The organism is Dolosigranulum pigrum ATCC 51524 (assembly GCF_000245815.1).
Taxonomy (GTDB): Bacteria; Bacillota; Bacilli; order Lactobacillales; family Carnobacteriaceae_A; genus Dolosigranulum; species Dolosigranulum pigrum.
Map to the genome: position 1 here is coordinate 1,062,808 of NZ_JH601103.1, position 26,871 is coordinate 1,089,678.

The 26,871-nt window shown below is 38.1% G+C and carries 25 protein-coding genes; 20 read left to right on the top strand and 5 right to left on the bottom strand.

All coding sequences use genetic code 11. The features are described 5' to 3' along the window. Window positions 1–104: 104 nt before the first annotated feature. Window positions 105–1,958: an asparagine synthase (glutamine-hydrolyzing) gene (asnB, locus tag HMPREF9703_RS04905; RefSeq protein WP_004636079.1), complete on the top strand. Its 1,854-nt coding sequence runs from the start codon at window positions 105–107 to the stop codon at window positions 1,956–1,958. An 80-nt stretch (window positions 1,959–2,038) separates the two neighbouring features. Here the strand turns inward: asnB and HMPREF9703_RS04910 are convergent, their stop codons facing one another. Beyond that, window positions 2,039–3,148: an AI-2E family transporter gene (locus HMPREF9703_RS04910; RefSeq protein WP_004636080.1), complete on the bottom strand. Its 1,110-nt coding sequence runs from the start codon at window positions 3,146–3,148 to the stop codon at window positions 2,039–2,041. Window positions 3,149–3,323: 175 nt separating this feature from the next. On the opposite strand from HMPREF9703_RS04910, the gene HMPREF9703_RS04915 reads away from it, so the two are divergent. Beyond that, the gene (locus HMPREF9703_RS04915; RefSeq protein WP_004636081.1) at window positions 3,324–4,301 is read left to right on the top strand and encodes an asparaginase; all 978 of its coding nucleotides are present in this window, start codon (window positions 3,324–3,326) and stop codon (window positions 4,299–4,301) included. Window positions 4,302–4,310: 9 nt separating this feature from the next. Here the strand turns inward: HMPREF9703_RS04915 and HMPREF9703_RS04920 are convergent, their stop codons facing one another. Further along, complete coding sequence (locus HMPREF9703_RS04920) at window positions 4,311–4,517, bottom strand: hypothetical protein (RefSeq protein WP_004636082.1); 207 nt, start codon at window positions 4,515–4,517, stop codon at window positions 4,311–4,313. 180 nt (window positions 4,518–4,697) lie between these two features. On the opposite strand from HMPREF9703_RS04920, the gene HMPREF9703_RS04925 reads away from it, so the two are divergent. After that, entirely contained in the window at window positions 4,698–5,924 is a 1,227-nt protein-coding gene (locus HMPREF9703_RS04925) for an MFS transporter (RefSeq protein WP_155800822.1), read from the top strand. 67 nt (window positions 5,925–5,991) lie between these two features. On the opposite strand, the gene HMPREF9703_RS04930 is transcribed toward HMPREF9703_RS04925, so the two are convergent. Then, a complete protein-coding gene (locus tag HMPREF9703_RS04930; RefSeq protein WP_004636084.1) occupies window positions 5,992–7,047 on the bottom strand; it encodes a PTS sugar transporter subunit IIC in 1,056 nt (351 codons plus the stop codon). Between the two features lie 45 nt (window positions 7,048–7,092). Further along, window positions 7,093–7,833: an ion transporter gene (locus tag HMPREF9703_RS04935; protein WP_004636085.1), complete on the bottom strand. Its 741-nt coding sequence runs from the start codon at window positions 7,831–7,833 to the stop codon at window positions 7,093–7,095. 133 nt (window positions 7,834–7,966) lie between these two features. On the opposite strand from HMPREF9703_RS04935, the gene HMPREF9703_RS04940 reads away from it, so the two are divergent. After that, window positions 7,967–8,872 (top strand): DUF368 domain-containing protein, encoded by a 906-nt coding sequence (locus tag HMPREF9703_RS04940; protein ID WP_004636086.1) that lies wholly within the window; start codon window positions 7,967–7,969, stop codon window positions 8,870–8,872. Window positions 8,873–8,939: 67 nt separating this feature from the next. On the opposite strand, the gene HMPREF9703_RS04945 is transcribed toward HMPREF9703_RS04940, so the two are convergent. Beyond that, the gene (locus tag HMPREF9703_RS04945) at window positions 8,940–9,545 is read right to left on the bottom strand and encodes an NUDIX hydrolase (protein ID WP_004636087.1); all 606 of its coding nucleotides are present in this window, start codon (window positions 9,543–9,545) and stop codon (window positions 8,940–8,942) included. 119 nt (window positions 9,546–9,664) lie between these two features. On the opposite strand from HMPREF9703_RS04945, the gene HMPREF9703_RS04950 reads away from it, so the two are divergent. The 16 genes from HMPREF9703_RS04950 to rnhB all read left to right on the top strand — a co-directional run bounded on the left by HMPREF9703_RS04950 (window position 9,665) and on the right by rnhB (window position 26,602). Then, window positions 9,665–9,964 carry a rhodanese-like domain-containing protein gene (locus tag HMPREF9703_RS04950; RefSeq protein ID WP_004636090.1) on the top strand — a complete coding sequence of 100 codons (300 nt, stop codon included), beginning with the start codon at window positions 9,665–9,667 and terminating at the stop codon, window positions 9,962–9,964. Window positions 9,965–10,102: 138 nt separating this feature from the next. Continuing rightward, window positions 10,103–12,049 (top strand): 1,4-alpha-glucan branching protein GlgB, encoded by a 1,947-nt coding sequence (glgB, locus tag HMPREF9703_RS04955; RefSeq protein ID WP_004636092.1) that lies wholly within the window; start codon window positions 10,103–10,105, stop codon window positions 12,047–12,049. Between the two features lie 20 nt (window positions 12,050–12,069). Next, window positions 12,070–13,215, top strand: coding sequence for a glucose-1-phosphate adenylyltransferase (locus tag HMPREF9703_RS04960; protein WP_004636094.1), 1,146 nt, complete (start codon window positions 12,070–12,072; stop codon window positions 13,213–13,215). After that, window positions 13,205–14,371 carry a glucose-1-phosphate adenylyltransferase subunit GlgD gene (glgD, locus tag HMPREF9703_RS04965; RefSeq protein ID WP_004636098.1) on the top strand — a complete coding sequence of 389 codons (1,167 nt, stop codon included), beginning with the start codon at window positions 13,205–13,207 and terminating at the stop codon, window positions 14,369–14,371. The genes HMPREF9703_RS04960 and glgD overlap by 11 nt, the downstream gene beginning before the upstream one ends. Before the next feature lie 3 nt (window positions 14,372–14,374). Next, entirely contained in the window at window positions 14,375–15,808 is a 1,434-nt protein-coding gene (gene glgA, locus HMPREF9703_RS04970) for a glycogen synthase GlgA (RefSeq protein WP_004636100.1), read from the top strand. Between the two features lie 90 nt (window positions 15,809–15,898). Beyond that, on the top strand, window positions 15,899–18,334 hold the full coding sequence (locus HMPREF9703_RS04975; RefSeq protein ID WP_004636102.1) for a glycogen/starch/alpha-glucan phosphorylase: 2,436 nt from the start codon (window positions 15,899–15,901) through the stop codon (window positions 18,332–18,334). Window positions 18,335–18,420: 86 nt separating this feature from the next. Then, window positions 18,421–20,253 carry a glycoside hydrolase family 13 protein gene (locus tag HMPREF9703_RS04980; protein WP_004636104.1) on the top strand — a complete coding sequence of 611 codons (1,833 nt, stop codon included), beginning with the start codon at window positions 18,421–18,423 and terminating at the stop codon, window positions 20,251–20,253. 19 nt (window positions 20,254–20,272) lie between these two features. Next, window positions 20,273–20,653 carry a Rid family detoxifying hydrolase gene (locus tag HMPREF9703_RS04985; protein WP_004636106.1) on the top strand — a complete coding sequence of 127 codons (381 nt, stop codon included), beginning with the start codon at window positions 20,273–20,275 and terminating at the stop codon, window positions 20,651–20,653. 90 nt (window positions 20,654–20,743) lie between these two features. After that, a complete protein-coding gene (locus HMPREF9703_RS04990) occupies window positions 20,744–20,941 on the top strand; it encodes a CsbD family protein (protein WP_004636108.1) in 198 nt (65 codons plus the stop codon). Between the two features lie 91 nt (window positions 20,942–21,032). After that, window positions 21,033–21,647: a YpmS family protein gene (locus HMPREF9703_RS04995; protein ID WP_004636110.1), complete on the top strand. Its 615-nt coding sequence runs from the start codon at window positions 21,033–21,035 to the stop codon at window positions 21,645–21,647. A 25-nt stretch (window positions 21,648–21,672) separates the two neighbouring features. Beyond that, window positions 21,673–21,900: a YozE family protein gene (locus tag HMPREF9703_RS05000; protein WP_004636111.1), complete on the top strand. Its 228-nt coding sequence runs from the start codon at window positions 21,673–21,675 to the stop codon at window positions 21,898–21,900. A gap of 16 nt (window positions 21,901–21,916) precedes the next feature. After that, window positions 21,917–22,627, top strand: coding sequence for a purine-nucleoside phosphorylase (gene deoD, locus HMPREF9703_RS05005; protein ID WP_004636113.1), 711 nt, complete (start codon window positions 21,917–21,919; stop codon window positions 22,625–22,627). 75 nt (window positions 22,628–22,702) lie between these two features. After that, window positions 22,703–24,175 carry a S41 family peptidase gene (locus tag HMPREF9703_RS05010; protein WP_004636115.1) on the top strand — a complete coding sequence of 491 codons (1,473 nt, stop codon included), beginning with the start codon at window positions 22,703–22,705 and terminating at the stop codon, window positions 24,173–24,175. A gap of 40 nt (window positions 24,176–24,215) precedes the next feature. Further along, window positions 24,216–24,833 carry a signal peptidase I gene (gene lepB / locus HMPREF9703_RS05015; protein ID WP_004636118.1) on the top strand — a complete coding sequence of 206 codons (618 nt, stop codon included), beginning with the start codon at window positions 24,216–24,218 and terminating at the stop codon, window positions 24,831–24,833. Window positions 24,834–24,975: 142 nt separating this feature from the next. After that, window positions 24,976–25,848: a ribosome biogenesis GTPase YlqF gene (gene ylqF / locus HMPREF9703_RS05020; protein ID WP_004636119.1), complete on the top strand. Its 873-nt coding sequence runs from the start codon at window positions 24,976–24,978 to the stop codon at window positions 25,846–25,848. Then, complete coding sequence (rnhB, locus tag HMPREF9703_RS05025; protein WP_004636121.1) at window positions 25,829–26,602, top strand: ribonuclease HII; 774 nt, start codon at window positions 25,829–25,831, stop codon at window positions 26,600–26,602. The genes ylqF and rnhB overlap by 20 nt, the downstream gene beginning before the upstream one ends. The last annotated feature ends 269 nt before the right edge of the window (window positions 26,603–26,871 follow it).

Consider the following 26,871-nt stretch of genomic DNA (forward strand, 5'->3'; position numbering starts at 1 on the left):
ATTAAAAACACAAAAAATTAATACTTTTAACGTAATTTAATGGTAGTTTTTAGAAGAAATTTGTTATAAAATGGAACAGATTTAATGGAAGGATGTTATGATTTATGTGTGGTTTTATTGGTTTTTTTGATACCCGTGAGAATAAAGAAGTCATTGTTGAACGTATGATGGATCGAGTTATTCATAGAGGTCCAGATATGGGTGGGAAATATATAGATGCTCACTGTGGTTTAGGATTTAGACGATTATCAATATTAGATTTGTCTGAAGCGGGTGCTCAGTCGTTATACAGTGAAGATGGCAATAAAATATTAGTTTTTAATGGTGAGATATATAATTATACCGAAATTAGAGAAGATCTGATGTCAAAAGGTTATAAATTTAAGAGTAACACAGATAGTGAAGTGCTCATCCATGGCTACGATGAATATGGCGAAGTACTAGTTAATAAATTACGTGGGATGTTTGCCTTCTGTATTTGGGACAAAGTAGAACAAAAAGTCTTTGCAGCGCGAGATAATTTTGGAATTAAGCCGTTTTATTTTTACGAGTATGAATATAACGGGCAAAAAGCATTAATGATCGCTTCTGAGATTAAAGCCTTCTTAGACCACCCGTCATTCGAGAAAGAAGTGAACAAAAAGGCATTGAAGCCTTACTTAACGTTCCAATATTCAGCGCAACCAGATGAAACCTTCTTTAAAGGGGTTAAGCGTCTTAAGCCAGGACATTACTTTACTTACCAAAATGGTGAAATGAATATCCAAAAATATTGGGAAGTGAACTTTAATGACCAGCATAAAACGTTGGAAGAAAATATTGCAGATATTAGAGCGGTAATTGATGATTCTGTTAAGATGCATAAACAATCAGATGTGCCAGTTGGTTCATTCTTATCAGGGGGAGTTGACTCAAGTTATATTACCGAGCGATTAATGCCGGATAAGACATTTTCGATTGGTTTTGCTGAAGATACCTTTGATGAAACAACACATGCTGAAGATTTATCTAATATCTTAAATATTGAAAATATTAAACGAACAATTGATGCGGATGACTGTCTAGGCATGTTGCCGACGATTCAATATCATATGGATGAGCCACAATCTAATCCATCAACTATGCCATTATACTTCTTATCAAAGTTAGTGAAGGATAATGATGTTACTGTTGTGCTTTCAGGAGAAGGTGCTGATGAAATATTTGGTGGATATGAATGGTACGGGTTGGATGAAGGTCAGAAGAAGTTGAAGAAATTACCAAGTTTTATTTTGAAACCAGCTGCGTCTTTAGCTAAACATTTACCAAATTTCCGTGGTAAGACCACATTATTACGTGCTGGACGACCGGTTGAAGAAACATTTATTGGTCAAGCATTAGTGTTTGAAGAAGATGAGGCAAAAGACATTTTAAACAGTGATTACCAGCAGTCTCGATCGGTCAAAGATATTACCGATAAGGTTTATAGTCTTGTCCAAGGCAAAGATGATGTCACAAAGAAACAATTTTTGGATATTAAATTATTTATGGCAGGAGATATTTTACAAAAAGCTGATAAAATGAGTATGGCTCATTCGCTAGAATTGCGAGTTCCTTTCTTAGATAAGGAAGTTATGAAGGTCGGAGAACAAATTGGTAGCGAGCAGAAAATTACCAATGGCACGACAAAATATGTTCTCAGAAAAGCAGCTGAGAAATCATTACCTGAAGAGTGGTTTAAACGTAAGAAAAAAGGCTTCCCTGTACCTATTAAATTATGGTTCCAGGAAGAAAAATATTATCAGTTTGTAAAAGAATATTTCCAAGCTGATTATGTTGACCAATTCTTCGATCGAGAAAAAATTAATCAGTTATTGGACGATCATTATCAGGGAGTAGTGAATAATGCTAGAAAGATTTATACGGTCTTAGTCTTCCTTGTATGGTACAAGCGTTACTTTATTGATGAAGTTGCTTAAAGTATCCATTTTATGAATCGTCAATAAAAACTCCATTCAATGTGGATGATAACGCATTGAATGGAGTTTTTTAGCTGCTACTATGTTATTTTGTGTTCAGAGGTATCTGATTGTTTCATTGTATGTCGATATGTGATAACGACTTGGATAATTGATTTTACAATAGCAAAAACTGGTAATATTAAAATCATACCAATGATTCCGATGAAATTTTTGGCGAATAAAACCAAAATAACAACAGTAACGGGATGTAATTCTAAGTTGTTTCCCATGACAAATGGGGTGATAATGTAAGATTCAATCATCTGTAAGATAAAAATCATGATAACAACTAAGATCATTGCTGGTAAGCTGTAGGCGGCAGCTACGATAAAGGCAGGAAATGCGCCAATCCATGGTCCGAAGTACGGAATGATATCGAATAAGCCACACATAATTCCTAGGAATAAAGCATTAGGTAAGCCGATAAATAAGAAGCTAAGGTAGGAACCAATTGCCACTAATAATATAATTAAAATACGACCACCAATATATTGACGTGCGCTAGTATGAGCTGCAGCTAGGACATCTTTTGTAAGTGATTGGTATGATTTTGGAATAATTGTGAGCACACCATCGACTATTTTGTCGCCATCTTTGAACATATAAATTAAGAATAAAGGAAAAGTGGCAACTACAACGAAGAAGCTAATCGTTCCTGAGATGATAGACGTTAAGCTCGCACTTAATGTATTTAAAACATTTGTAGCAACATTAGTAATTGAAATATCCAGTTGCTGTAAATATTCATAGATATCTAATGTCGTGACATTCAAATCAATCGTCAGTGTTTCAACCTGATTGAGCACGTTATTAATGACTGGTGGCAGCATTCGGATGAAAGATTCCATCTGACTAATTAAGTTTGGAACAATAATTGAGAGGAAGAAAATTGTTACTCCGATAATAATAAGTAGTAGTACAAGCAGTGCACCTTTTTCAGAGGGGATTTTTTTGTTCAGCCAGTGATATATAGGCAAAAAAGTGTAATACAAAAAGAGTGCGATCATAAGTGGGACGAAAATACTACCAATTAAAGCTTGTAGCGGTTCAAATATATAGCTCACATTCGTATAGATCCAAATCATGACCCCAATACTAATGGCTAACACTAATCCGTAAAATAATTTTGATTGCTTTAAATAATTCAAGTGACATGCTCCTTTTAAAAAAATTAATTATTGTAATTATTGTATCATAAATTGTAGAAAGAGTAGAAGGAAAATTGTGGAATATATGACTCGTTGTGACCGAAATTGCTTTATAATTGATGGCGGTCTGTTGATATTTTTGATATAATAAGACGACATAGAAAGCGGTGACAGGATGGAACAGTTAGTAAAAATTATTACAACAGGCGGAACAATTGCCTCTTTACCAGATGAGAACGGTGACGTGTTAGCCACCATGAGTGGGGATGAGCTAATTACTTATTTTGGGATTGAGAAAAATATTGCGGTTAAGAATTCAGTTAAAATAGATAGTTCTAATTTTGATTATGATTTGATGTTGAAAGTAGCAAGTGATGTGATTGATGCGCTGGAAGATCCGGAGGTTACGGGTGTAGTGGTGACCCATGGAACAGATACGATGGAAGAATCAGCTTTTTATTTATCACTGATGACCTACAATTATAATAAGCCAGTTATTTTGACCGGGGCGCAGTTTGACCCATCATATTCCTTTAGTGATGGGATCAAAAATATGCACGATGCAATTTACGCAGCTAAATCCCCGAAATTAGCGTCATGCGGCGCAGTTATTGTATTTGCAGGCTTTATTTATGCAGCTCGTGATGTAATCAAAGTTGATACGAACTCCTTAGAAGCCTTCGATTCACCTGGCTGGGGACCGATTGGACGAGTTGATAATGAGAAAGTCATCATTGCACGACAACCAAGTCCATCTGTTCAACTATCTCCCAAGAAGATAGCTCCCGTTGCTTTAATTCGATTAGGAATTGGAATGACAGATGTAGACATTAGGAAAATGAGCCGTGATTATAAAGGCGTTGTTATCGAAGCATTCGGTCGAGGTAACGCGCACATCACTGTTCAAAAGGAAGTGAAAGCTCTAACTGAAGCAGGTATTCCTGTTATCATTACATCGCGGTGCTTACGGGGAGAAGTAAAGCCGTACTATGGTGATGGCGGAGGAAAAGACTTAGAGCGCAGTGGTGCCTGGTTTGCCGGGGATCTAGCAGGGGAGAAAGCACGCGTTCTGTTAGGCTTAATGTTGGCCAATCAAATTCCCTGGTCGGAGATGGAACAGATTGTAAGCGACTTTAGTCAACCTGCACTCTAATAGTATTGATTAATAGCGTTTATTGCGATCTTTTTTGCCAAATAGTTTTTGGTACATAAAGTAAGCACCAAAAATTACAAAGGCAATAATTGAAAATAGCATGATATAGTTAATAATAGTCAGCACTTGATCATTTAACATATCACCAAATGCAGTGACAATAAGACCTAAGAGTGTTGTAGTTAAAAAAAGCAGTGCAATATATTTATTGTCCATATGAATTCACCTCTTATTAAGTGTAATAAAGACAACATAAATAATCAACTCATAAATATCTGTCTAAAGCATGTAGAGGTGCTGTATGTATGTGAGAGGTTTGTCATATTCATTTAAGACTGCTCTAGTTTCTTGTATAATGGGGAGTACAAGGATAATTGGAGGAGTTTTAGTGTGCAAATGAAACAGAAAAGTTGGAAGCATTGGCTAATATTAGTTATTTTTTGTGGAGTAGCGATGAGTGGTGTGGGGATTACTGTTCATTCAAGCGGGGTATTTATCACCCCAATTGCTGAAGAATTATCGCTGTACCGCGGGACAGTCGCGATGCATAATACGCTCACATTAATAGCTAAAGCCGTAATGACCCTGTATTCAGGCAAATTATTGGAGAAATTTAAGTTTCGAAATTTAATCATTACCGGAGGACTTGTAGCGGGATTGTCCAATATGATGCTTGGCTTAGTTAGTCATGTTTGGTTATTTAATTTATTTGGTTTGCTACGCGGTATGGGTGCAGGTATGATGACTTGGGTGCCGGCTACTGTGATAATTAATGAATGGTTCGAAGAAAAAAATGGATTAGCCATGAGTATTATGCTGAGTTTTAGTAGTATTGGCGGGGCAATTTTTTCACCTATCTTCACGCGCGTGATCGAAGCAGGTGGCTGGCGCTTAGGTTATCAGTTAATGGGCTTGACCATTATTCTCTTGGCTTTGCCAGCAATGATAACCCCTTATACGTTAGATCCGAGAGAGAGTGGTTATTTACCGTATGGCGCTTCTGACAGGTCAGAGAAGGAGCGCAATGTTGTACGTCGTGGGGACGCTGATGATTATTCAATGTCTCTTTTGATCTTAATGATTTTATTTTCAACATTAATTTCGCTTTTTATTAGTTTGCCTCAACACTTTCCTGGTTTTGCAATGTCGATTGGCTTAACTTCAGAATTTGGCGCAACGATGTTATCGATAACTTTAATGACAAGCTTTATCTTCAAAATTTTAATGGGTTACATTAGTGATCAGATTGGGTCGGTATATAGTACGTACAGTGTCTTGTTGTTGATCTTAGCGTCAGGGTTTCTGCTACTCTTCTATCAAGAATCACAGATGGCGTTATATGTAGCAGCAGGATTAGTTGGCGGTGTGTTTGCTATTCCATCTGTCTGCATTGTCTTACTGACAAAACGTTTCTTCGGTCATTATCATTTTACGACGTTATATCCGATTATTTCATTTGCCATTAGTATGGGCGGCTCTATCTCAATTTCTGCAATTGGTTTTATTTATGACTTTACCGGGACCTATACGCCTGCATTTGTGATGATGATGGTAGTTGCTCTCATCAACAGTGCGGTTCTCTTTTATTGTACTCAGACGAAAAAGGCCCTTACTTCACAGTAAAGGCCTCGTAATCATAATCAATTGAATAAAATTATGACGTCTTATTATCATGCATGAGTACGGCGTTTTATGTTTCAATATCGATTTTATAATCTTCTTCAGAGATAATTGGAATGACTTGGGTGAAGAGATACTTGAACAGCAATGTTAAAGCAAAAGGAGCAATAATAAAGACTCCTATCGTAACAACGATATTGTATAGACTATAGCCACCGTCTGTTAAATTAATATGGTTAAGTGGACCAATAAACCCACTAATTCCAAATCCAGCACTCATCGGCGTACCGACGATATTGAATATTGAAGCCAGTACACCAAGGACAATTGATGTGGAAAGGATAGGAATAAAGGTCTTCACATTGCGAGCAATAACGGGCATAGCAATCTTAGGAGATCCCAGCATAATAGCTAAATTAACGCCAGTATTATTGACCTGCCAGCCCATCAAACTGTAACCAATTGCTGCTGCAGTAATACCTAAGTTAGCTGCTCCACTACCCACACCAGACAATGAAATAGCTAATGCTAAACCAACTGTCGTAATGGGCGATAAGATTAAGAACGCAAATAAGACACATAAAGCAATGGCTACTAATAAAGGCTGCATCGTTAATAATTTTTCCGTTAAGAGCCCAACAAGCGAGGTGATTTTTAAGATATGAGGCAGTGCTAGATAACCTATCATGCTCACTATGCCGATTTCCAATACCGGAATAACTAATAAACTAAAGGTCTTGACTTTATCACGGATTAGAAAAATTAAGCCCGCTCCAATAGCACTCGTAAACATCATACTCAATATATCACCGGTACCTTGCAATATAATTTGACTATCTTGAAAAATAACTGCCCCTGAAGCAAACTGAGTCGCTAATCCGATTGAAATATATTCAACTGGAGTGAAGTTGAATTTGTATCCTACCACAATACCAATAACGACCCCCATAAGTGAATTAGATAATAATGTTGCATGAAGTAGAGGTTCTAAGGCAGGGAAGTAGGGAAGCAGTGCTTTTACCAATTCAGATAAGAAAGCACTCGGAATTAAAACGACGACAGATCCAATGGCAACTCCATTTAGAAGGGTCATAAAAAAATCATTTGTTGTAATACGTTTACTCATAAAACACCTTTTCTGTAATGTATTGTTTGTATAGCTATTTTACTATTATGGGCGATAGTTTTTATGCTGTTTTTTGTGGCGTTCAAGCTCTTCAATATAGCCAGCTGTTATTATACTGGATGGTAGTGCAATGATCACAACGCCCACTAAATATGATAGCATAGATAGGACTTGCCCAACAATAGTTTTTGGAAAAACATCACCATAAGTAGCTGTTGTCAGACCTCCAATTGCCCAATGAAGTGCATCAATATAAGAAGGGAATGTTTCTGGTTCAGCATTGAACACAATTGTGGATGAAATAAAAATATAAATAATTGTCAACCAAAAGACAAACGATAATGGTTTTTTCTGACGCTTCACTGTATTAATAAGTAAATCAGTGCTTCTTGAATGACGAAAAATTTTAAAAATCCGAAAAATTCGAAAAGAGCGCACAAGACGATAAATTCTAAACAGACGGAAACCATGATTTAAAATAGTGAGCGACGGTAAAATCGAAAATAAGTCAATTAATCCAGCAGGGGTAATTAAGTAATAGAGTCGTGCGGTAAGTTTAGATTTTTCTGAGAATTTTAGATCAGCCGTCCATAGGTGAAGACCGTATTCAATGATAAATAAGCTAACAGCAATGCGATCGATCAGTATTAGCCATGTGGGTTGGTTTTTAAATAAGAGTGGGAGTGTACTGAGTAAAATAACAATAATATTCATGATATTGTAAATTTTACTGACCTGGCTAGTATGGTCTTCAACATCAATAATACGTAAAATAGATAATTTCATTAGAGAGCCTCCTATTTATGCTATACTCTTATTTTAAAAGATTCTGAAATTTTTTTAAAGAATTTTCTCAATATCTTGCTGAAATGGATCATTTAGCGTAAACTATTCTAGGATGAAAGAAGGAGGAAGTCATATGACAACGGTATTATTAATTATCAAAGGAATGTTTATTGGTGTGGCTAATATTATTCCTGGAGTGAGTGGAGGGACAATGGCTGTTTCGTTAGGAATCTATGATGATTTAATTGCCTCGATTACTCATTTAGTCAAAGAATGGAAAAAGAGTATTCAGTTTCTGACACCTATTGTAGTTGGAGCTGCGGCGGGTGTTATTTTATTTTCTTATTTAATTACATTATTGTTAACCCAGTATACTTTACCAACAGCACTTACTTTTGTGGGACTTATTTTGGGGGGAGTGCCTATTTTATTCCATTCATTTCGCCATGCTTTGCGTGAGAAAAATGAGTCGATAAGAGGGCAACATTGGCTTGTTTTTTGTTTGTTTTTTGCTATTATTGTTGTGATGTCGCTAGTGCAAGAATCTGGAGACACATTAAGTGCTATTGAGGTATCTGGCATGAATATGGTAGTGATGTTGTTGATTGGAATGATTGCTTCAGCTACGATGGTAATTCCCGGTATCAGCGGCTCGTTAGTATTGATGATTATTGGTTATTATTACGGTCTAATTAATACATTGCGTTCTTTTTTTGAAGCAGTTCGTCATGTCGATATGGCAAATATAATGAATGGTCTGGTATTGTTAGTACCATTTGGGATTGGCGTCTTACTTGGAGGAGCACTCATTAGTAAATTGATTGAATATCTTTTTCATCATTATGCCAGTTTGACTTACAGTGCTATTTTAGGGTTAGTCATTGCCTCGCCGATAGCTATTATACTCAACACGACCGCATTAAATGATTTATCACGCCCATCAGCTATGCTATTTTTACTTAGTGGCTTGATATTGGGGATTCTAGCATTTTTTATAACGTATTATTTAGGTCAGGCAGAAACATCATCTGATTTATAACTATAAAAAACCAAGAGTGACTGAAAAGTGATTTCAGAAGCTCTTGGTTTTTTCATGATCTTAATAGTTAGGTCACTAGTTCGATGAAGCGCTGAGTTAACTCAGCAGTAAAGCCCCAGAGTACAGTTTGGTGTTCATCAAGTTGATAGAAAGGGATACGGCGTGTATGTTTGCGGAATGAATAGTCTTTACCCCCTTGAATCAGATGATAAGGGAAATCATCCTCTAAGGTTGGTGCCATGACTAATTCATGATATTGTGGTGGATGTGTTTGAAAATAATGTAATGGTTGGGTGAAGATACGGGCCACTTCTTCATTTAAAGTGTAATCTTGTTCTTCTGTTAGTGAGATTTTGCCGACAAAACATTGAATCAGATGAGATCCGCTTATAATTTGGTCCATTTCTCCCAATAGTTGAATATTATGAGAAGAAATTCCGAGTTCTTCTTCTGTTTCTCGAATTGCTGCCTCAGCACTTGTTTCACCTAGCTCAATCTTACCGCCAGGGAAAGCAACATCACCAGGTTGAGAAATATGACTAGCGCGTACTTCATAGAGAATATGTAGTTCGCCATTAACCTCAATGAGTGGAAGCAAGACTGCATAGGACTGCTTAACCCCTATGATTGAAGGGATATACTCTTGGAGTTGTTCTTTTATAATTGATAACATATTAAACTCCTTTCTATATCATTCATTATATCTCATTCTTGTGAAAAGACAATGAGTGCATTTTTATAACAAGACTTTTGTAAGGGTTTTTGTTACAATGAACGTATGGAGGGATACAGATGGGACAGATTATAACACCAGAAAAACTTAAACAAATGCAACAAGTAGAACAAGATTTAATGATTATTGATGTGAGACGTGCGAATGATTATAAAGAAGGTTGTATCAGTGGGGCCATGAATATACCTCAAGCTGCAATCAAAGACCATATCGATCAGTTACCGCGAGATAAAAAAATTATATTGTATTGTTATAGAGGAAATAGTTCTAAAAGAGTGATGGAATTATTAATCAATAATGGGTTCGAAGATGTTTACAGCCTTGAAGGAGGCTATACTCAATTTAACTCAACCACATAAAATAAAATGAAAACTAAAAAATAAATTTTCTCATTTCAATAAAATAATGTGACAATATTTAGAAATGTGATATAATGATAAAAAGGAATCGTTTTCTAAATATTTTTTATATAAAGGGTGTTTAAAGGGGGGACGTTAATGTATGATGAGAGAGTTATTGACGAGCAATTGAAAAAGGATGCCTATTTGTTTAATTCTGGGCAACATTTTCGTTGTTATCATGCATTAGGTTGTCATAGAGAGACAAGAGAAGATGTTAAGGGATTCAGACTAACAACATGGGCACCGAATGCTCAGCACGTGTCGGTGGTCAGTGATTTTACTGATTGGGAATCCGGTCAAGCGTTAAAATTAATTGAGAATACGGGTTTTTGGACAGGTTTTTTTCCAACAGCTCAGGAAAATGATTGTTATAAATTCAAAATTACACAAGCAGATGGAACGGTGAAATTGAAGTCGGATCCGTTTGCATTTGCCTATGAAGTCCGGCCGAAAGATGCTTCGGTAGTTAAAGTTTTACCAGAGAAGACTTGGTCGGACAATATTTGGATGGCAAATCGTAAGCGCTTAAAAATTTACGAACGGCCGTTGAATATTTATGAAGTGCATTTGAGTTCGTGGAAGCACCATGAAGATGGGTCGTGGTACTCACTAAAAGATTTACAAGCTGAATTGATCCCATATGTAAAGGAGATGGGCTATACGCACATTGAATTCATGCCAGTGATGGAACACCCTCTTGACCGTTCATGGGGATATCAGATTACAGGATTTTTCGGTTTTTCTTCTAAATATGGCACGATGGAAGATTTCCAAGATTTTGTAGAGGCTTGCCATCAACAGAATATAGGGGTTTTAGTTGATTGGGTACCCAGTCATTTTAACCGGAATGATTATGCGATGGCTTACTTCGATGGGACGCCCCAATTCGAATATGCTGATCCTGATCGGGCGAATAATAATCGATGGGGTACGCTTAACTTTGACTTAGGCAAACCCCAAGTTCATAGTTTTCTAATATCCAATGCGTTATTTTGGTTAGATATATTTCATTTAGATGGCATTCGTGTAGATGCGGTAAGTAATATGCTGTATTTGGATTATGATGATGGGCCATGGACACCGAATGAAGATGGAACGAATGAAAATAGACAAGGTGTTGCCTTTATTCAAAAGATGAACCGAGTTATTTTTAACGAATATAGTGATGTTCTGATGATGGCTGAAGAAAGTACCGCTTATCCAGGTGTGACTGCACCGGTACATGAAGGTGGACTAGGATTTAATTACAAATGGAATATGGGTTGGATGAATGATACGTTAAAATTTTTCGAGATGGATCCAGAGTTTCGCAAGTATCATTTGGAGTTGATTACATTTAGCTTTATGTACGTCTTCAATGAGAATTTTATTTTGCCATTCTCACATGATGAAGTTGTTCACGGGAAAAAATCATTGATGCATAAGATGTTCGGCGATCGGTATAACCAATTTGCGGGACTGCGAACAATTGAAACTTTCCGGATGACTCATCCAGGTAAAAATTTACATTTTATGGGAGCGGAATATGGTCAGTTCCTAGAGTGGGATGCAGAAGATCAGCTGGACTGGTTGAACTTGACAGACCCCGTTAATATTAAGCATAAACACTTTATGAAAACACTGAACACATTGTATCGCAATCACCGATCTCTTTGGGAAATTGATCATAGCTGGGATGGTTTGGTGGTATTAGAAGCAGATGACCGTAAGCATGCGACCTTAAGTTATATACGTCAAGGAAAGAATCCACGTGATTTCTTAGTGATTGTCTGCAACTTTAAGCCACATGAACATCAACAATATCGTGTAGGCGTGCCGTATGAAGGAATATACGAAGTGATTTTAAATACAGAAATGGCAGAGTTTGGTGGTAAGTGGAGTGTGCCGCAACCACCAATGAAAACACTGAATAAAGAAGCTAATAATCAACCTTATTCAATTGATGTGATATTACCTGCATTAAGTGTCTTAATTATTCGCCCAAAACGCATTAAAGGCGTTAATAAACGTTCTATTAATAAGAAAGGAGGCAGGAAAGATTAATTAAGTCTTTCCAACAGCCTATGAAAACAGAAGTAGTTGCAATGGTATTAGCCGGAGGGAAAGGATCACGGTTAGGTAAATTAACCAATCACATTGCCAAACCAGCCGTTCCTTTTGGTGGAAAATACCGCATTATTGATTATGCATTAAGTAACTGTACAAACTCAGGAATTAAAAATGTCGGAGTCATTACTCAATATCAACCTCAAATTTTAAATGAACATGTGGGTGGTGGCGAACCTTGGGGATTTAACCGTCACAGTGGAGGAGCAACCGTCTTACAGCCTTATTCAAGTACAGAAGGGAAAAAATGGTTCGAAGGGACCGCGCATGCGATTTATCAAAATATTGATTATATTGATCGAGTTAATCCGGAAAATGTATTGATTTTATCGGGGGATCATATTTATCAAATGGATTACTCGGAAATGTTAGACTTCCACCAAGCGAAGAACTCTGACTTGACAGTAGGCGTTATTCCGGTTGACTGGGAGGAAGCATCTCGTTTTGGAATTATGAATACAGATTCAACAGATCGCATTATTGAATTCGAAGAAAAGCCAGAACATCCTAAGAGCAATTTAGCTTCAATGGGAATTTATATCTTCAAATGGGACAAATTGCGAAAATATTTAATTGATAATCAATCAAAAGATCGCGAAATGATTGATTTTGGTCATCATGTAATTCCAGCTTACTTGAGCAATAGCGAGAATATGTTCGCGTATGCATTTAATGGTTACTGGAAAGATGTGGGGACTATCGAATCACTTTGGAAAGCAAATATGGAATTGATCGATCCCGCTCATGAATTACGCCAAAAACGTTCGAATTGGCGCGTATTGACACGTGTTTCGAATACTGTGCCACAATATACCACCCCAACCGGAACAGTTACTAATTCGTTGGTTGCTGATGGTGCATATATTGCTGGGGATGTGAATCATTCAATTATTTCAACGAACGTAAAAATTGGGGCGGGCAGTACGGTAACCAATAGTTTCATTATGCCGGACGTTATAATTGGTGAAAATGTTGTGATTGATAATGCCATCATTGGTGAGAATGCCAAGGTATATGATGATGCGACGGTGATTGGAACGTTGGATGAAATTGCAGTTCTTGGCTATGGAGAAGAATTAGGAGGACTACCTCATGCGGAATAAAATGGCAGTTATATTAAATTATATTCAAGATGATACGCAATTAAGACCCTTGACGCAGCATCGACCGATTGCAACGTTACCCATTGCCGGACGTTATCGCTTAGTCGACTTTATTTTCTCCAGTATGTATAATGCAGAAGTTGTCTCCGGTGCTCTCTTTTTGTCGGGCAGTGGTCATTCCTTATATGACCATGTACGTTCGGGATCAGAATGGGGATTAGACTCTAATGTTGGTGGCGGGTTATTTACCCATTCACAAGTTCGTTTGAAGCTAAACGATGAACTCAGCGGGGAGGATCACCAGCAATACTATCAAAATCACCGCAAATATATTGATAAAACATCAGCAGAGCAGGTGTTAATTGCAGGAGGCGGGCTGTTATTTAATGTTAACTTGAACGCCCTATTCCAATCGCATAAAGAAAATAAAGCAAAAATTTCAGCTGTCTTCAAACGGTTGAAGCGCAATGAATTACCCCAAAATACAGCGGTGACTGCTTTACAATTTTCAGAAGATGAGTTTGTATCTGGTATCGAAAAGATTAAGACTGAGAATGAGACGACAGTAGCTGCTAACTTAAAAATGGTTCTAGTCGATAAAAGCTTGTTTAAGGACTTTATTAATTATGCAGAAGAACATGATCTGACAATTGATGCTGATGAACTTATGCAATATGCCTTTGTAGAGACGATTGAAATTGCAAGCTTCGAATATACTGGGTACTTGAAATCTATTGAGACCATTAAGGATTACTATCAGGCGAATATGGACATGCTAGAAGAAGCAAAATTCAATTCACTATTTTATCGTAACAGTCCTGTTATTACTCGCATCCACCACTCAGCACCCACATATTATGGAAAAGAAGCCAATGTAACAGCTTCACTCACTGCAAGTGGTGGTAATATTTATGGGGATGTCACACGATCAGTTTTATTCAGAAAAGTAACTATTGGAGAAGGATCTACGGTTTCAGAATCAATCATTAATAGTGGTAGCGACATTGGAAAACATGTACACCTGAAACATGTTGTCTTAGATAAAGATGTGACTATTGATGATAATATTACTTTAGAAGGCACGGCAGATAACCCTATTATTGTTCAGAAAGGGATGCACGTGACAGCTAATGTGGCAGAGACGTTAGGAGTGTAAGTGATGAAAGTATTATTTGCTTCAGCAGAAGCTGCTCCATTCTTCAAGTCGGGTGGATTAGGAGATGTGGCAGGTTCGCTACCAAAAGAGTTAAAAAAACAGGGAGTTGATATTCGTGTGGTTCTCCCGAATCATGGTGTTATGCCAGAAAAATATGCCCAACAATTAGAGTTAGTAACTGAATTTACAGTGGATGTCGGTTGGCGTCGACAGTATTGTGGCGTAAAACAGCTCGTCTTAGATGATGTGACCTATTATTTTGTAGATAATCTAGGATACTTTAACCGTGATGCGGTTTATGGGTACGAAGATGATGGTGAGCGATATGCTTTCTTTTCACTAGCTGTTTTGGAGATGATGGAGAAGATTGATTTTATTCCAGATGTGCTGCATGCGAATGATTGGCATACCGCAGCAGTTACCTTCTTATTACGTGATAAGTATCACTGGATCGACGCATATGCGGATATTAAAACAGTCTTATCGATTCATAACTTGAAATATCAGGGTGAATTTGGGGAGTCGATTTTAAGTGATTGGTATGGAATTGGCTATAATATTTATATGGATAGTGGTGCTAAGCATTATGATGCTGTCAATATCTTAAAAGGTGGGATTTACTATGCTGACCGTGTAACGACAGTGAGTCCAACGTATGCAGAAGAAATTAAGACGCCCGAATTTGGTCATGGCTTGGATGGGGTGCTACGTGATGTGGATTACAAGTTGAGTGGTATCTTGAATGGAATTGATTATGCAGTGAATGATCCAGCTACAGATACCACAATTCAACACAATTATGATGTCGATACTATCAATCAGAAAGTAAAAAATAAAACATATTTGCAAGAAAAAGTAGGTTTGCCAGTTGATGAAGAGGTTATATTAATCGGGATGGTGAGTCGATTAACAGAACAAAAAGGGTTTCGTTTAGTTGAGATAATTATGGATGCTTTAACCAATCGTCGGGTCCAAATTATTTTATTGGGAACCGGTGAGAAGTCGATTGAAGATAGCTTTAAGTATTTTGATTGGGCATATGATGGACAGGTGCGGGCCATTATTGATTTTGATGTTAAATTAGCACAAGAAATTTATGCCGGCGCTGATTTATTCCTTATGCCGAGCGCGTTCGAACCATGCGGCTTATCACAGATGATTAGTATGCGCTATGGCACATTACCACTTGTACATGAAATCGGGGGCTTAAAAGATACAGTTGCTCCATACAACAAATATGACATCACGGGGACCGGTTTTAGTTTCAATCATTTTGATTGGTGGGTGTTATTAAATACATTAGATGATGCAATAGGTGTATACTACAATCATTATGACAATTGGCAAACTATTCAAAAACAAGCGATGCAAACTGATTTTAGTTGGCAACAATCAACTCAAAAATATATTAATTTATATCAATCAATTGCTTATTAAGGCTTGCAGTTTTTAAAGTTTAATCTATAATTAAATCATTACGATGTTTTTAAAATAGGAGTGCAAATAACGTATAAAAGGGGAACATGAATGGAATTAACGACGAAACAATTTGTAAAAGATTTTAAGGAACGTTACTTTAATAAATATTCAAATGAGTATACAACTGGAACTGATGAGCAACTGTACTATGCTCTTGGAACTTTGATCAGAAGCTATGCCTCTAAGGGCTGGAAAAATATGCGCGATAATTATATTGATAATCGCCGCAAGCAAGTGTATTACTTCTCGATCGAGTTCTTACCTGGGAAATTCTTACTGAAGAATGCTTATAACTTAGGGATTCTTGAAACGGTAAAAGAAGGGTTGAAAGAATTAGATCTTGACTTGGATCGGATTGTTGAAATTGAGCCAGAACCAGCAATTGGGAATGGTGGTTTAGGACGTTTAGCTTCTTGTTACTTAGATTCAGGAGCAGCGCTCGGCTTGCCGGTTCATGGAAATGGAATTCGTTACAAGTACGGACTATTCAAGCAAAAATTTGTCGATGGTCACCAAGTTGAGTTGCCAGATAACTGGTTGAAGGATCCCTACCCATGGGAGATTCGTAACAATGTCTCAGCCGTAACCGTTCGTATGGGTGGAAATGTCTGGATGCGTGAAGACGGGATTGGTGGCTTAGAACCTGTCTACGAAGATACGTTAGATATTTTAGCAGTACCGTATGATAATGCGTTAATTGGCTATAATGAAGCGACCACCAATAATTTACGCTTATGGTCAGCGGAAGTGACACCCGAAGATGAAGGCAAGTTGGATAAACATTCTCGCTTGCAAATTAAAGAAATTAATGAAAATCTTTATCCGGATGATACGACATATGAAGGGAAGCGTCTGCGCCTAAAACAAGAATATTTCTTCGTATCAGCAGGCGTCCAAAGTGTTATTCGCCAGTTCAAAAAATACGACTTACCGCGTAAACAAATTCCAGATAAAATCGCGATTCAAATCAATGATACACACCCTGCATTAGTTATTCCCGAATTGATGCGTATTTTACTTGATGAAGAGAAGTTATCTTGGGAACGGGCGTGGGAGATTACGGTTAACACAGTAGCTTATACCAACCATACTATCCTAAGCGAAGCGATGGAAACCTGGGAAATTGGCATGTTTAAAGAACTCTTGCCACGAATGTACCAAATTATTGAAGAAATTAATCGTCGCCATGTTCAAGAACAACTCCCTCTTTACGGTCGTTCCTTGACATATGCCACTCAAATCATTAAAGATGGCCAAATTCATATGGCACACTTGGCGATAATCGGTTCACACAGCACAAATGGTGTAGCAAGCTTACACACTGAAATCTTAAAAGATGATAGTTTGAAACAGTTTTATGAAATGTTCCCGCACCGCTTCAATAATAAAACAAATGGAATTACCCAACGTCGCTTCTTGCACTTATGCAATCCAGGCCTGACTGAGCTTATTACGAAAAAAATTGGTAATGAATGGAAAACCAACCCTTCTGAACTGAAAATCTTTAAAGGGCAAGAAACAAATAAACAAACTTTAAAAGAGTTAGAAAAAGTGAAGTTAGCCAATAAAAAACGCCTAGCTAAATATGTGAAAGAACAACAAGGGTTAGAGATTAATACGGATGCTATCTTTGATGTGATGATTAAACGACTTCACGCCTACAAGCGTCAACAACTACAACTCTTGCATATTATTGATCGTTACTTACGCATTAAAGTGGATGGCGAGACCGATATTCAACCTCGCGTGTTTATCTTTGGAGCTAAAGCAGCACCCGGTTATCGCTTCGCTAAGCAAGTCATTAAAGTGATTAATGAATTGGCTAACTTGATTAATCATGATGATGAGGTTAATGACAAGCTTCAAATTGTCTTCATCGAGAACTACAATGTTTCCAAAGCTGAATATATTATTCCAGCTGCTGAGATTAGTGAGCAAATTTCACTCGCTGGAAAAGAAGCGAGTGGAACAGGGAACATGAAGATGATGCTGAATGGCGCGATTACAGTCGGAACAATGGATGGTGCTAACGTTGAAATTCATGATTATGTCGGTGAAGACAATATCTATATCTTCGGAATGGACCGCGAAGAAGTTCGTGATATGAATTGGAGTGGTGGCTATAACCCACGTGAATTTTATGAGACCAATCCACGTCTACAGCGCGCTATTAATGCTTTAGTTGATGGCACGATTCCAAATGTGACTCACGAAGGACGTGATATTTATGACGCGTTCTTAGTACATGGGGATGAATATTACTGCTTGAAAGATTTTGATAGCTTTGTTCACGTTCAAGAGGATGTTGACAAATTATATCAAAATAAAACAGAATGGAACCGTAAATCACTGCTGAATATTGCCAGTGCCGGTCCATTCTCCAGTGACTTTGCTGTAGCTCGTTATGCGACTGATATTTGGAATGCACGACCTGTTCACAAAGCGAAAAAAGATCAAGTGGTCTCTTTTGATCAACCGATTTAATGCATAAAAATAGATGAAATCGAGAGGCGGAAGGAGTAGTCTTTCCGCTTTTCATTATGGGATAGATGTTACAAGAAAGGAATCATATGACAGAGGGAATGGAGTTAGTTTATTACAATTCATGGGATCAATCGTGCAAGCAACCGTTTGGAGCGAGTCAAGCGGGGGAGACAATTAATTTTACCGTATATCGAACGCATCCAGGTGTTCGGGCGATTTATTTACAAGTACATAAAGATTATGGTACCTATGAAGAAGTGAAGTTAACGCAATCGGAAGAGCAATTTTCTAGAAGCTATCAATTAAATCAAGGAGCAGGATTATATTTTTATTCATTTCGGCTTGAAGTCACTTTGGACGGGCAAGATCATCAGTTCTTTTTAGGTAATCATGCGGATGAATTGGGTGGTGTTGGTCAGTTATATGTACTAAACGAAGAGGTAAGGAAGTATCAGATAACTGCAGTTGAGCGAGACGATTTAGCACCAGACTGGTTCCGCCAAGGGGTAGTGTATCATATTTTTGTCGATCGGTTCTTTAATGGGACTGATGATGGACGCATTTTATCACCTAAGCGCGATGCCGTTATTTACACTGAAGGAGCAGAACGGCCTCATTATATAAAGAATGAAGCCGGCGAAATTGTGCGATGGGATTTTTATGGAGGTAATCTGCTAGGGATTATTAAAAAATTACCCTACTTACAGGAATTAGGTGTGACCATCTTGTATTTAAGTCCTATTTTTGAAGCACGAAGTAATCATAAGTATGATACAGCAGATTTTTTAAAAATTGATCCAATGTTTGGCGATGAAGAGACATTTCAACAGTTAATTGATCATGCGGATGAGTTTGGGATGAAAATTATTTTGGATGGTGTGTTTAATCATACCGGTTTCGACAGTCGCTACTTTAATGGAGAAGGGACATATGAGACCGTGGGGGCCTATCAATCGACCGAGAGCCCGTATTATGAGTGGTATGACTTTTCGCAACATCCGGATGAATTCGAAAGTTGGTGGGGGATTAAGGACTTGCCAACGTTGAATTCGGATTTACCATCTGTGCGTGAGTTTATTTTTGAAGGAGCCGAGAGTGTGGTTCGTACTTGGTCACGGATGGGCTTAGGCGGTTGGCGCATCGATGTGGCAGATGAATTGTCAGATCAGTTTTTGGCTGGATTGCGTCAAGCTTTGGAAGAGAGTGCACTTGATCAGCCCGTTTTAATTGGAGAAGTTTGGGAAGATGCGACGAACAAGATTGCTTATGGTAAACGTCGCGAATATATACTTGGGAATATGTTACATGGGGTGATGAATTATCCGTTTACAGATATTATTATTGCCTTTTTAACTAGTGAATTATCGGCGCATAGTACTGTGAAGGCGTTGATGAATCTGAAGGAAAATTATCCGTCAGCGATGCTCCATAGTAACTTGAATAATATTAGTACTCATGATTCCGTGCGTATTAAGACTGCTTTGGGCGAAGTAACGGAGCTAGTTAAATTAGCATTCAGCTTAATGTTTGTCTTACCTGGTGTGCCAACGATTTATTATGGAGATGAAGTTGGACTATCTGGGGAAGAAGATCCAGATAATCGTCGTCCGTATCCTTGGGGCAGAGAAGATATCAGTCTTCGTGATGAAGTGAGAGAGTGGGCGCACCGCCGTACTAATTTATCGGCATTATCTGAAGGGGAATTTGTACCATTTGCTTTAGGCGATTGTCTAGGTGTTTTACGTTATCAGAATGCCGAAGAATGGGTATTATTGGTGCTGAACCCGACTGATGTGGAACAAGATGTGATATTTAGCGAGTTAGAAAGCTTTGCCCATCAATTTACGGCAGATGGATTAGAATCAATAGCTCCGACTGCACAAGTGCCACCTAAACGTGCTATACTATATATATCATAAAAAAAGAAAGGTTGATTGGATGAAATCATTAGAATCAGTGAAAGCGCCAGCCGCAGTGGGACCCTACTCACAAGCGATTGTCAATGGTGATTTTGTATTTTTATCAGGACAACTAGGAATTGACCGTCAGACAGGAGAGTTAGTCGAGGGCATTGAAGCGCAGACGAAGCAAGCCTTCCAAAATATCAGTTATGTTTTAGCTGAAGCTAATTTAACATTAGCTGATGTGGTGAAAGTGACCGTTTATTTAGCTGATCTGGCTGATTACGCAGTCGTGAATGACATTTATGCAGCGCAATTCAGTGAACCGTTCCCAGCTCGCAGTGCCTTCCAAGTGGCAGCCTTACCCTTAGGTGGTGCTGTTGAGATTGAAGTGATTGCCGCCCGTTCAGAGAATTAAGGATAAATCATATTTTTTTCAAATGATTTGAGTTGATTGAGGGGATTAATTGACTTATAATTCTAATATAACAATGAAAGGATGATTCATATGCCATTAAGCGATGATGTAAAAGGAAAAGCTAAAGAAGTTAAAGGGAAAGCGACTGACGATAAAGGGAAAGAATTAGAAGGTAAAGCACAACAAGCTGCTTCTAAAGCAAAAGATACAGCGAAAGACTTGAAAGAAAAAGCTGAAGATGCTTTTGAAGGGGCAAAAAACGCAGTTAAAGATGCTTTTAATGACTAATCATAACTGAGTGAAAAAACGCCACTATGTGTAGTGGCGTTTTTTCACTTAAAATAATATGTTTTGACTTGTTTTAGGAAGGAGGACGAAAATGAGTCGACGAAAACGACAGAAAAAATCATTCAATATTTGGAAATATATTTGCTTGACGATTTTTGCTCTCATTGTGGGGCTGTATATTTATGTAGCTTTTTTTGTGTCAGCAGATTCGACGTCGATTAATCAAGCGTCACGAGAACAGGCAGGCGAAGTTGCTCATATCAAGGTGGAGGCGACGCGTGAGAATGCTGAACACTTTATTGATCAATATTTAGCTCAGATGAATCAGGATGAGAATTTCCATTATGATATTAATCTGCAAGAAGATGGTCTCTATGTGGCAGGGAATGTATCGTACTTAGGAATGACGTATCCGTTCGAGATGCAGACAACTCCAGAAGTACTCGATAATGGCAATATCCAGCTAAATATTGAATCGATTACAGTGAGCAATTTTGAATTGCCGCGGGAACTTATTTTGACGATTTTATCAACGCGTGATACATTTCCTGACTTTATTGCTATCAATGCAGAAGCGAATTATATCGGTGTGAACTTAACTGAACTAACGCTTGATAATGGGATTTCATTCGGAGCTGAAGTCATTGATTTACCGGCTGATCAATTGGAGCTGTCGGTTTATTTGCCTAAAGATGGTCTTCAATGATATACTGGAGGAGGTAGATGATAGGGTGAGAGAATCGTTTTATCATTATATTTTAACCGAACGCAACACCGTAACACCTACAGCTTTGTCGAAACTTGCTCGATCTATTGCAGCAGATGGGATGTTTCCCAAAACATCCACCGATTATGACGAAATAAGTCGTTATTTAGAAACGCATGTTGATTATGTTGAGAGTATGACACTTTTCGATGAAGCATGGCAACGCTATATGGATAAAAAACAAACACAATAAGAAAGGGAGATTTACTATGTCAACACCACACATTAATGCTAAAAAAGGGGATATCGCAAAAATTGTCTTATTACCAGGAGACCCATTGCGAGCAAAATATATTGCTGAGACATTCCTAGAAGATGTTGAGCAATACAATGACGTGCGTAATATGTTTGGCTTCACAGGGACATACAAAGGTGTCCGTGTTTCTGTCCAAGGAACAGGCATGGGTATGCCAAGTGCAATGATTTATGCGGAAGAGTTGATTACAGAGTATGATGTTGAGGTCTTAATCCGTGTTGGTTCTGCTGGTGGAATGAAAGAAGACATCCAAATTCGTGATGTGGTATTAGCACAAGGAGCCACAACAGACTCTAGCTTACACCGCAATATTTTTGGTGGTCAAGTAGATTATGCTCCATTAGCGAACTTTGACTTATTAAGAACGGCATATGACATTGGTACAGAAAAAGAAATGAATATTCGTGTCGGAAATGTCTTGTCTGCTGACCGATTCTACAATGACGAAATTGATTCTCAGAAGTTAGCTGATTATGGTGTGTTAGCTGTTGAGATGGAAGCTGCTGGTATATACTCTGTAGCAGCTAAACATAATAAAAAAGCTCTCGCTATGTTAACCATCAGTGACCACTTAATAACAGGTGAGCAAACAACAGCAGAAGAGCGTCAAACAACCTTTGAGGATATGATGATTATTGCGCTAGAAGCAGCTACTCGTCTATAAATATCTAATAACTATTGAAACATAAAATTAATGTATTGTTTCATAAATGATCAGTAAGAAGTGAGATGGTGTGGAATGACCGAAGAGAAACAAACTGTTAGTAAGACCAATTATATTATATCACTTATTGTTGTTGCTATTATCGGTGTATTAGGAGCGGGTGGAGCTTATTTTGTCGGGGTATGGCAAGGAAGTCCTGCTCGTCAGTCAGGCTCCACTAGTATCACCGTGACTGGGCAACCCCTTGATGATGAGTTGTCATTAGATGACGTTGAGGCAATGTATCATACCTTGATGAATCACTATTACGAAGAGGTTGATTCTAAGACCTTAATTGAGGGAGCACTGGAAGGAATGGCCGACTCATTAGGCGATCCCCATACAGCATTTCTAAATAGTGTGGATACGGCCGAATTAAATGATTCTATTAGCGGTTCTTTTGAAGGCATTGGTGCAGAGGTGATGAAAGATGGGGATGCTGTTCGTATCATGTCGCCGATTGCTGACTCACCAGCTGATAAAGCCGGCTTACAAGCGGATGACCTAATTTTAGAAGTCAATGGACAGTCTGTTCAAGATCTAAATGTGACTGAAGCCGTTCAACTGATTAGAGGAGAGAAAGGCACCGAGGTCAATTTAAAACTGCGTCGTAATGAGGAAGAATTTACGCTTGCAGTAACAAGGGACACCATCCCACTTGAATCTGTTAAAACCAACATTGACGAAAGTGATCAATCAATTGGGCATGTTCATATTACACGTTTTAATTCGACAACTTATGATGAACTCGTTGCAGCGATTAAAGAGTTGCAGTCGCAAAATGTTGAGAAATTTATTTTTGATGTTAGAGGGAATCCAGGTGGGCTACTTGATGTGGCAATAAAGATGGGCAATATTTTCGTGAATAACGGTGAGCCGATTATGCAAATTCAAGCTGATGAGACGGAACAACCGCATGTATTCCTTGCCAGTGATGAATATGGTGACTTCAAGTTTGATCGTAGTCAATATGAAGCGGTACTGTTGGTGAATGAAGGTAGTGCAAGTGCTTCAGAAATTTTAGCAGGAGCTATGCAGCATGCTGGTTATCCTATTATTGGAACACCAACTTATGGTAAAGGAACAGTTCAAACGATCCAGGAACTAAGTGGCCATACGGAAGTGAAGTTTACCCACCAAATATGGCTAACAGCTTCAGGAGACTTTATTAATGAAAAAGGTGTAATGCCAGATGAAGAAGTAGAGCGTAGCCAGTATGGTGATTTATTAATCGTTGATGCTGAAGCAACGTATAAACTTGGTGATCAATCACAAGAAGTTGAGAATATTAACCGCATATTAAACATGTTAGGTTATGATGTAATGGTTAGTGATCAATTTACTGAACAGACTAAAACTGCCATTGAACAAATTCAAACGGAGCATCAATTAAATGTAACTGGCGTTGTGCATGATAGTACAGCAATGACCTTAATGCGACTTGTTCAAGAATACTTCAGTGAACATGATGATCAATATGATTATGCAGTAGACAAACTTCAAGATTAATGAGTCAAATTAAATAACCCTTATAGAAAGAAGGAATGATATGGCAAGTAACCGAGAACAGAACACCAACAGAATGTCTTCACGAATGAGCAAACATGAATCGGAAGAGTCAACGCTTGTTTGGTTAGGGAAAGAGATTATCAGTACGCTAATATATGTTGGTGTTATTTTAGGTATATTCCTTCTGATACAAACATTTTTATTCGCACAAGTTAGCATTGATGGGCAATCGATGGCGCCAACATTGCAACCGAATGATCGACTGATTTCTAACAAAATAAGTTCGATTGAGCGCTTTGATATTGTGGTTTTTGATTCGCCGGATGAACCGGATAAACAGTATATTAAACGTGTGATCGGAATACCAGGCGATCATGTTGAATTTACTGAAGATCAACTCTATCTAAATGGCGAACCAGTTGATGAACCATACCTGAATGAGATTATCGATGCCTATCCAGGAACGTATACCGCTAATTTTTCGATGGTTGATATTACTGGAGAAGAAACCGTACCAGAAGGACAGTATTTTGTCATGGGAGATAATCGGGTAAATTCCCGAGATTCAAGAAGTTTTGGTTTCATTTCAGAAGAAGCAATTTCTGGTGAAACAAGACTACAACTCTGGCCATTATCAGAAGTCGGCTTCTTATATTGATACTAATGGGGCTAAGTGAACGAGCATGTGTCTAGCTAGATCATAGTTAGTCCATGTTATGTAGCTTAGCTCTCATTTTATGTTAACGTTACGAAACACAACAACCAAAAAGATTTATATTTAAATGGAAAGGTGATAGATGATGACAATTCAATGGTTTCCCGGTCATATGGCCAAAGCAACACGTGAATTTCAAGAAAAATTAAAACTAGTCGATGTAGTATTCGAACTATTAGATGCCCGTATTCCTTTATCCAGTTCGAATCCATCACTTGATGAAATTATTGGAGACAAACCACGTGTCAAAATTTTGATGAAATCAGATTTAGCAGATGCACAAATCACTTCACAATGGCTAACCTATTATAAAGAAAATAATATTGCAGTTGTTCCTTATAACGCAAAGCGTAATCAAGATGTCAGTCCTATTTTAGCAGCAGCCGATGATGTCTTAACTGAGTATAAACAAAAACGGATAGATAAAGGCTTAAGACCACGAGCGATTCGTGCGGTTAGTGTGGGGATTCCTAATGTAGGTAAATCAACATTGATTAATCGGTTTGCGGGCAAAAATATTGCCCAAACAGGAAATCGTCCGGGCGTTACTAAAGCGCAGCAATGGATTAAATACAAAAATAAATTAGAGTTATTAGACACGCCAGGAATTCTTTGGCCTAAATTTGAAGATCAACGAGTAGGTAAGTGTCTAGCGGTGACAGGCGCTATTAAAGATACACTACTTCACTTAGATGATGTGGCACTCTTTATGATGGCATACTTCACCGAACACTATCCGGGGCGTTTAGCTAAACGTTATAATTTTGATAAAAAATTAGAGACAGAAATGCCATTGCCTGAATTATTGATGCTCATTACGAAAAAAAGAGGTTACCGCGATGATTATGAACGTGGCGCTGAGATGATGATTTATGAAGTCCGCAAAGGTTTACTCGGTCCATTCTCTTTGGAAACTCCAGCATTGATGAGGGATTCAGATGGCTCATCAGACAATTAAAGAAATTGAAGCTTTATTGCAGACTATGGAAGATGCGAATCATCCTGTTATAAAGGAATTGCAAAATGATCAGCGCAAAGGTGTGCAACAAGCGCTCAAACGCTGGCAAAAAAAACAGGAGAAACATGCACAACTCGAAGTAGATTTTCAAATACGGAATAAGTACGAACAACAGTTGTATGATGAAAATATTACATTGATTGGTGGTGTGGATGAAGTGGGGCGCGGTCCGCTCGCTGGCCCCGTCGTAGCAGCTTGCGTTATTCTAGATCCGTCCCAACCAATACTGGGCTTAAATGATTCGAAACAATTGAGTGCAACCCGACGAAAACAGTTGGTAGATACAATTAATGAACGAGCACTTGCCGTAACAATTGCTCAAGCTACCCCAGAAGAAATCGACCAACTGAATATTTATCAAGCAACTAAGTTAGCTATGGAGCGAGCAGTTGCTGAACTCAACCATCCAGTTGAACATTTATTAATTGATGCCATGACAATTGCAGTCGATATACCACAACAATCTATTATTAAAGGGGACACCCATAGTAACAGCATTGCGGCTGCCAGTATTATTGCTAAAGAATATCGTGATCAATTAATGACTGACTTCAGCCAACAATATCCTGCCTATGATTTTGACTCTAATATGGGTTACGGGACATCTGCTCACTTAGCAGCCTTAAGAAAAGTTGGTATTTGTCCGATTCATCGCCGAAGTTTTGAACCGATAAAATCTATGGTGCAACAATAAGGTAAAATACCCTTAGAAAGATTAAAATTTTTGAAAAATTAATTGACATTTTAATACAAGCAGTGTACTATTAATGTATACAAAAAAGAAATGGGGAGACACGATGTTGATCGGACAAGCTAAACAATTAAATAGAATACGTTGGCAAAGCCGTATAGATGCTGTGTCTTAAGTTTTGACGTAGATGCAGCCATTCATTCAATTGAAGGGATGTATCTATGGGGTGAGTATTAACATTATCGACCGCATGGATCATAGAGTCTGTGCGG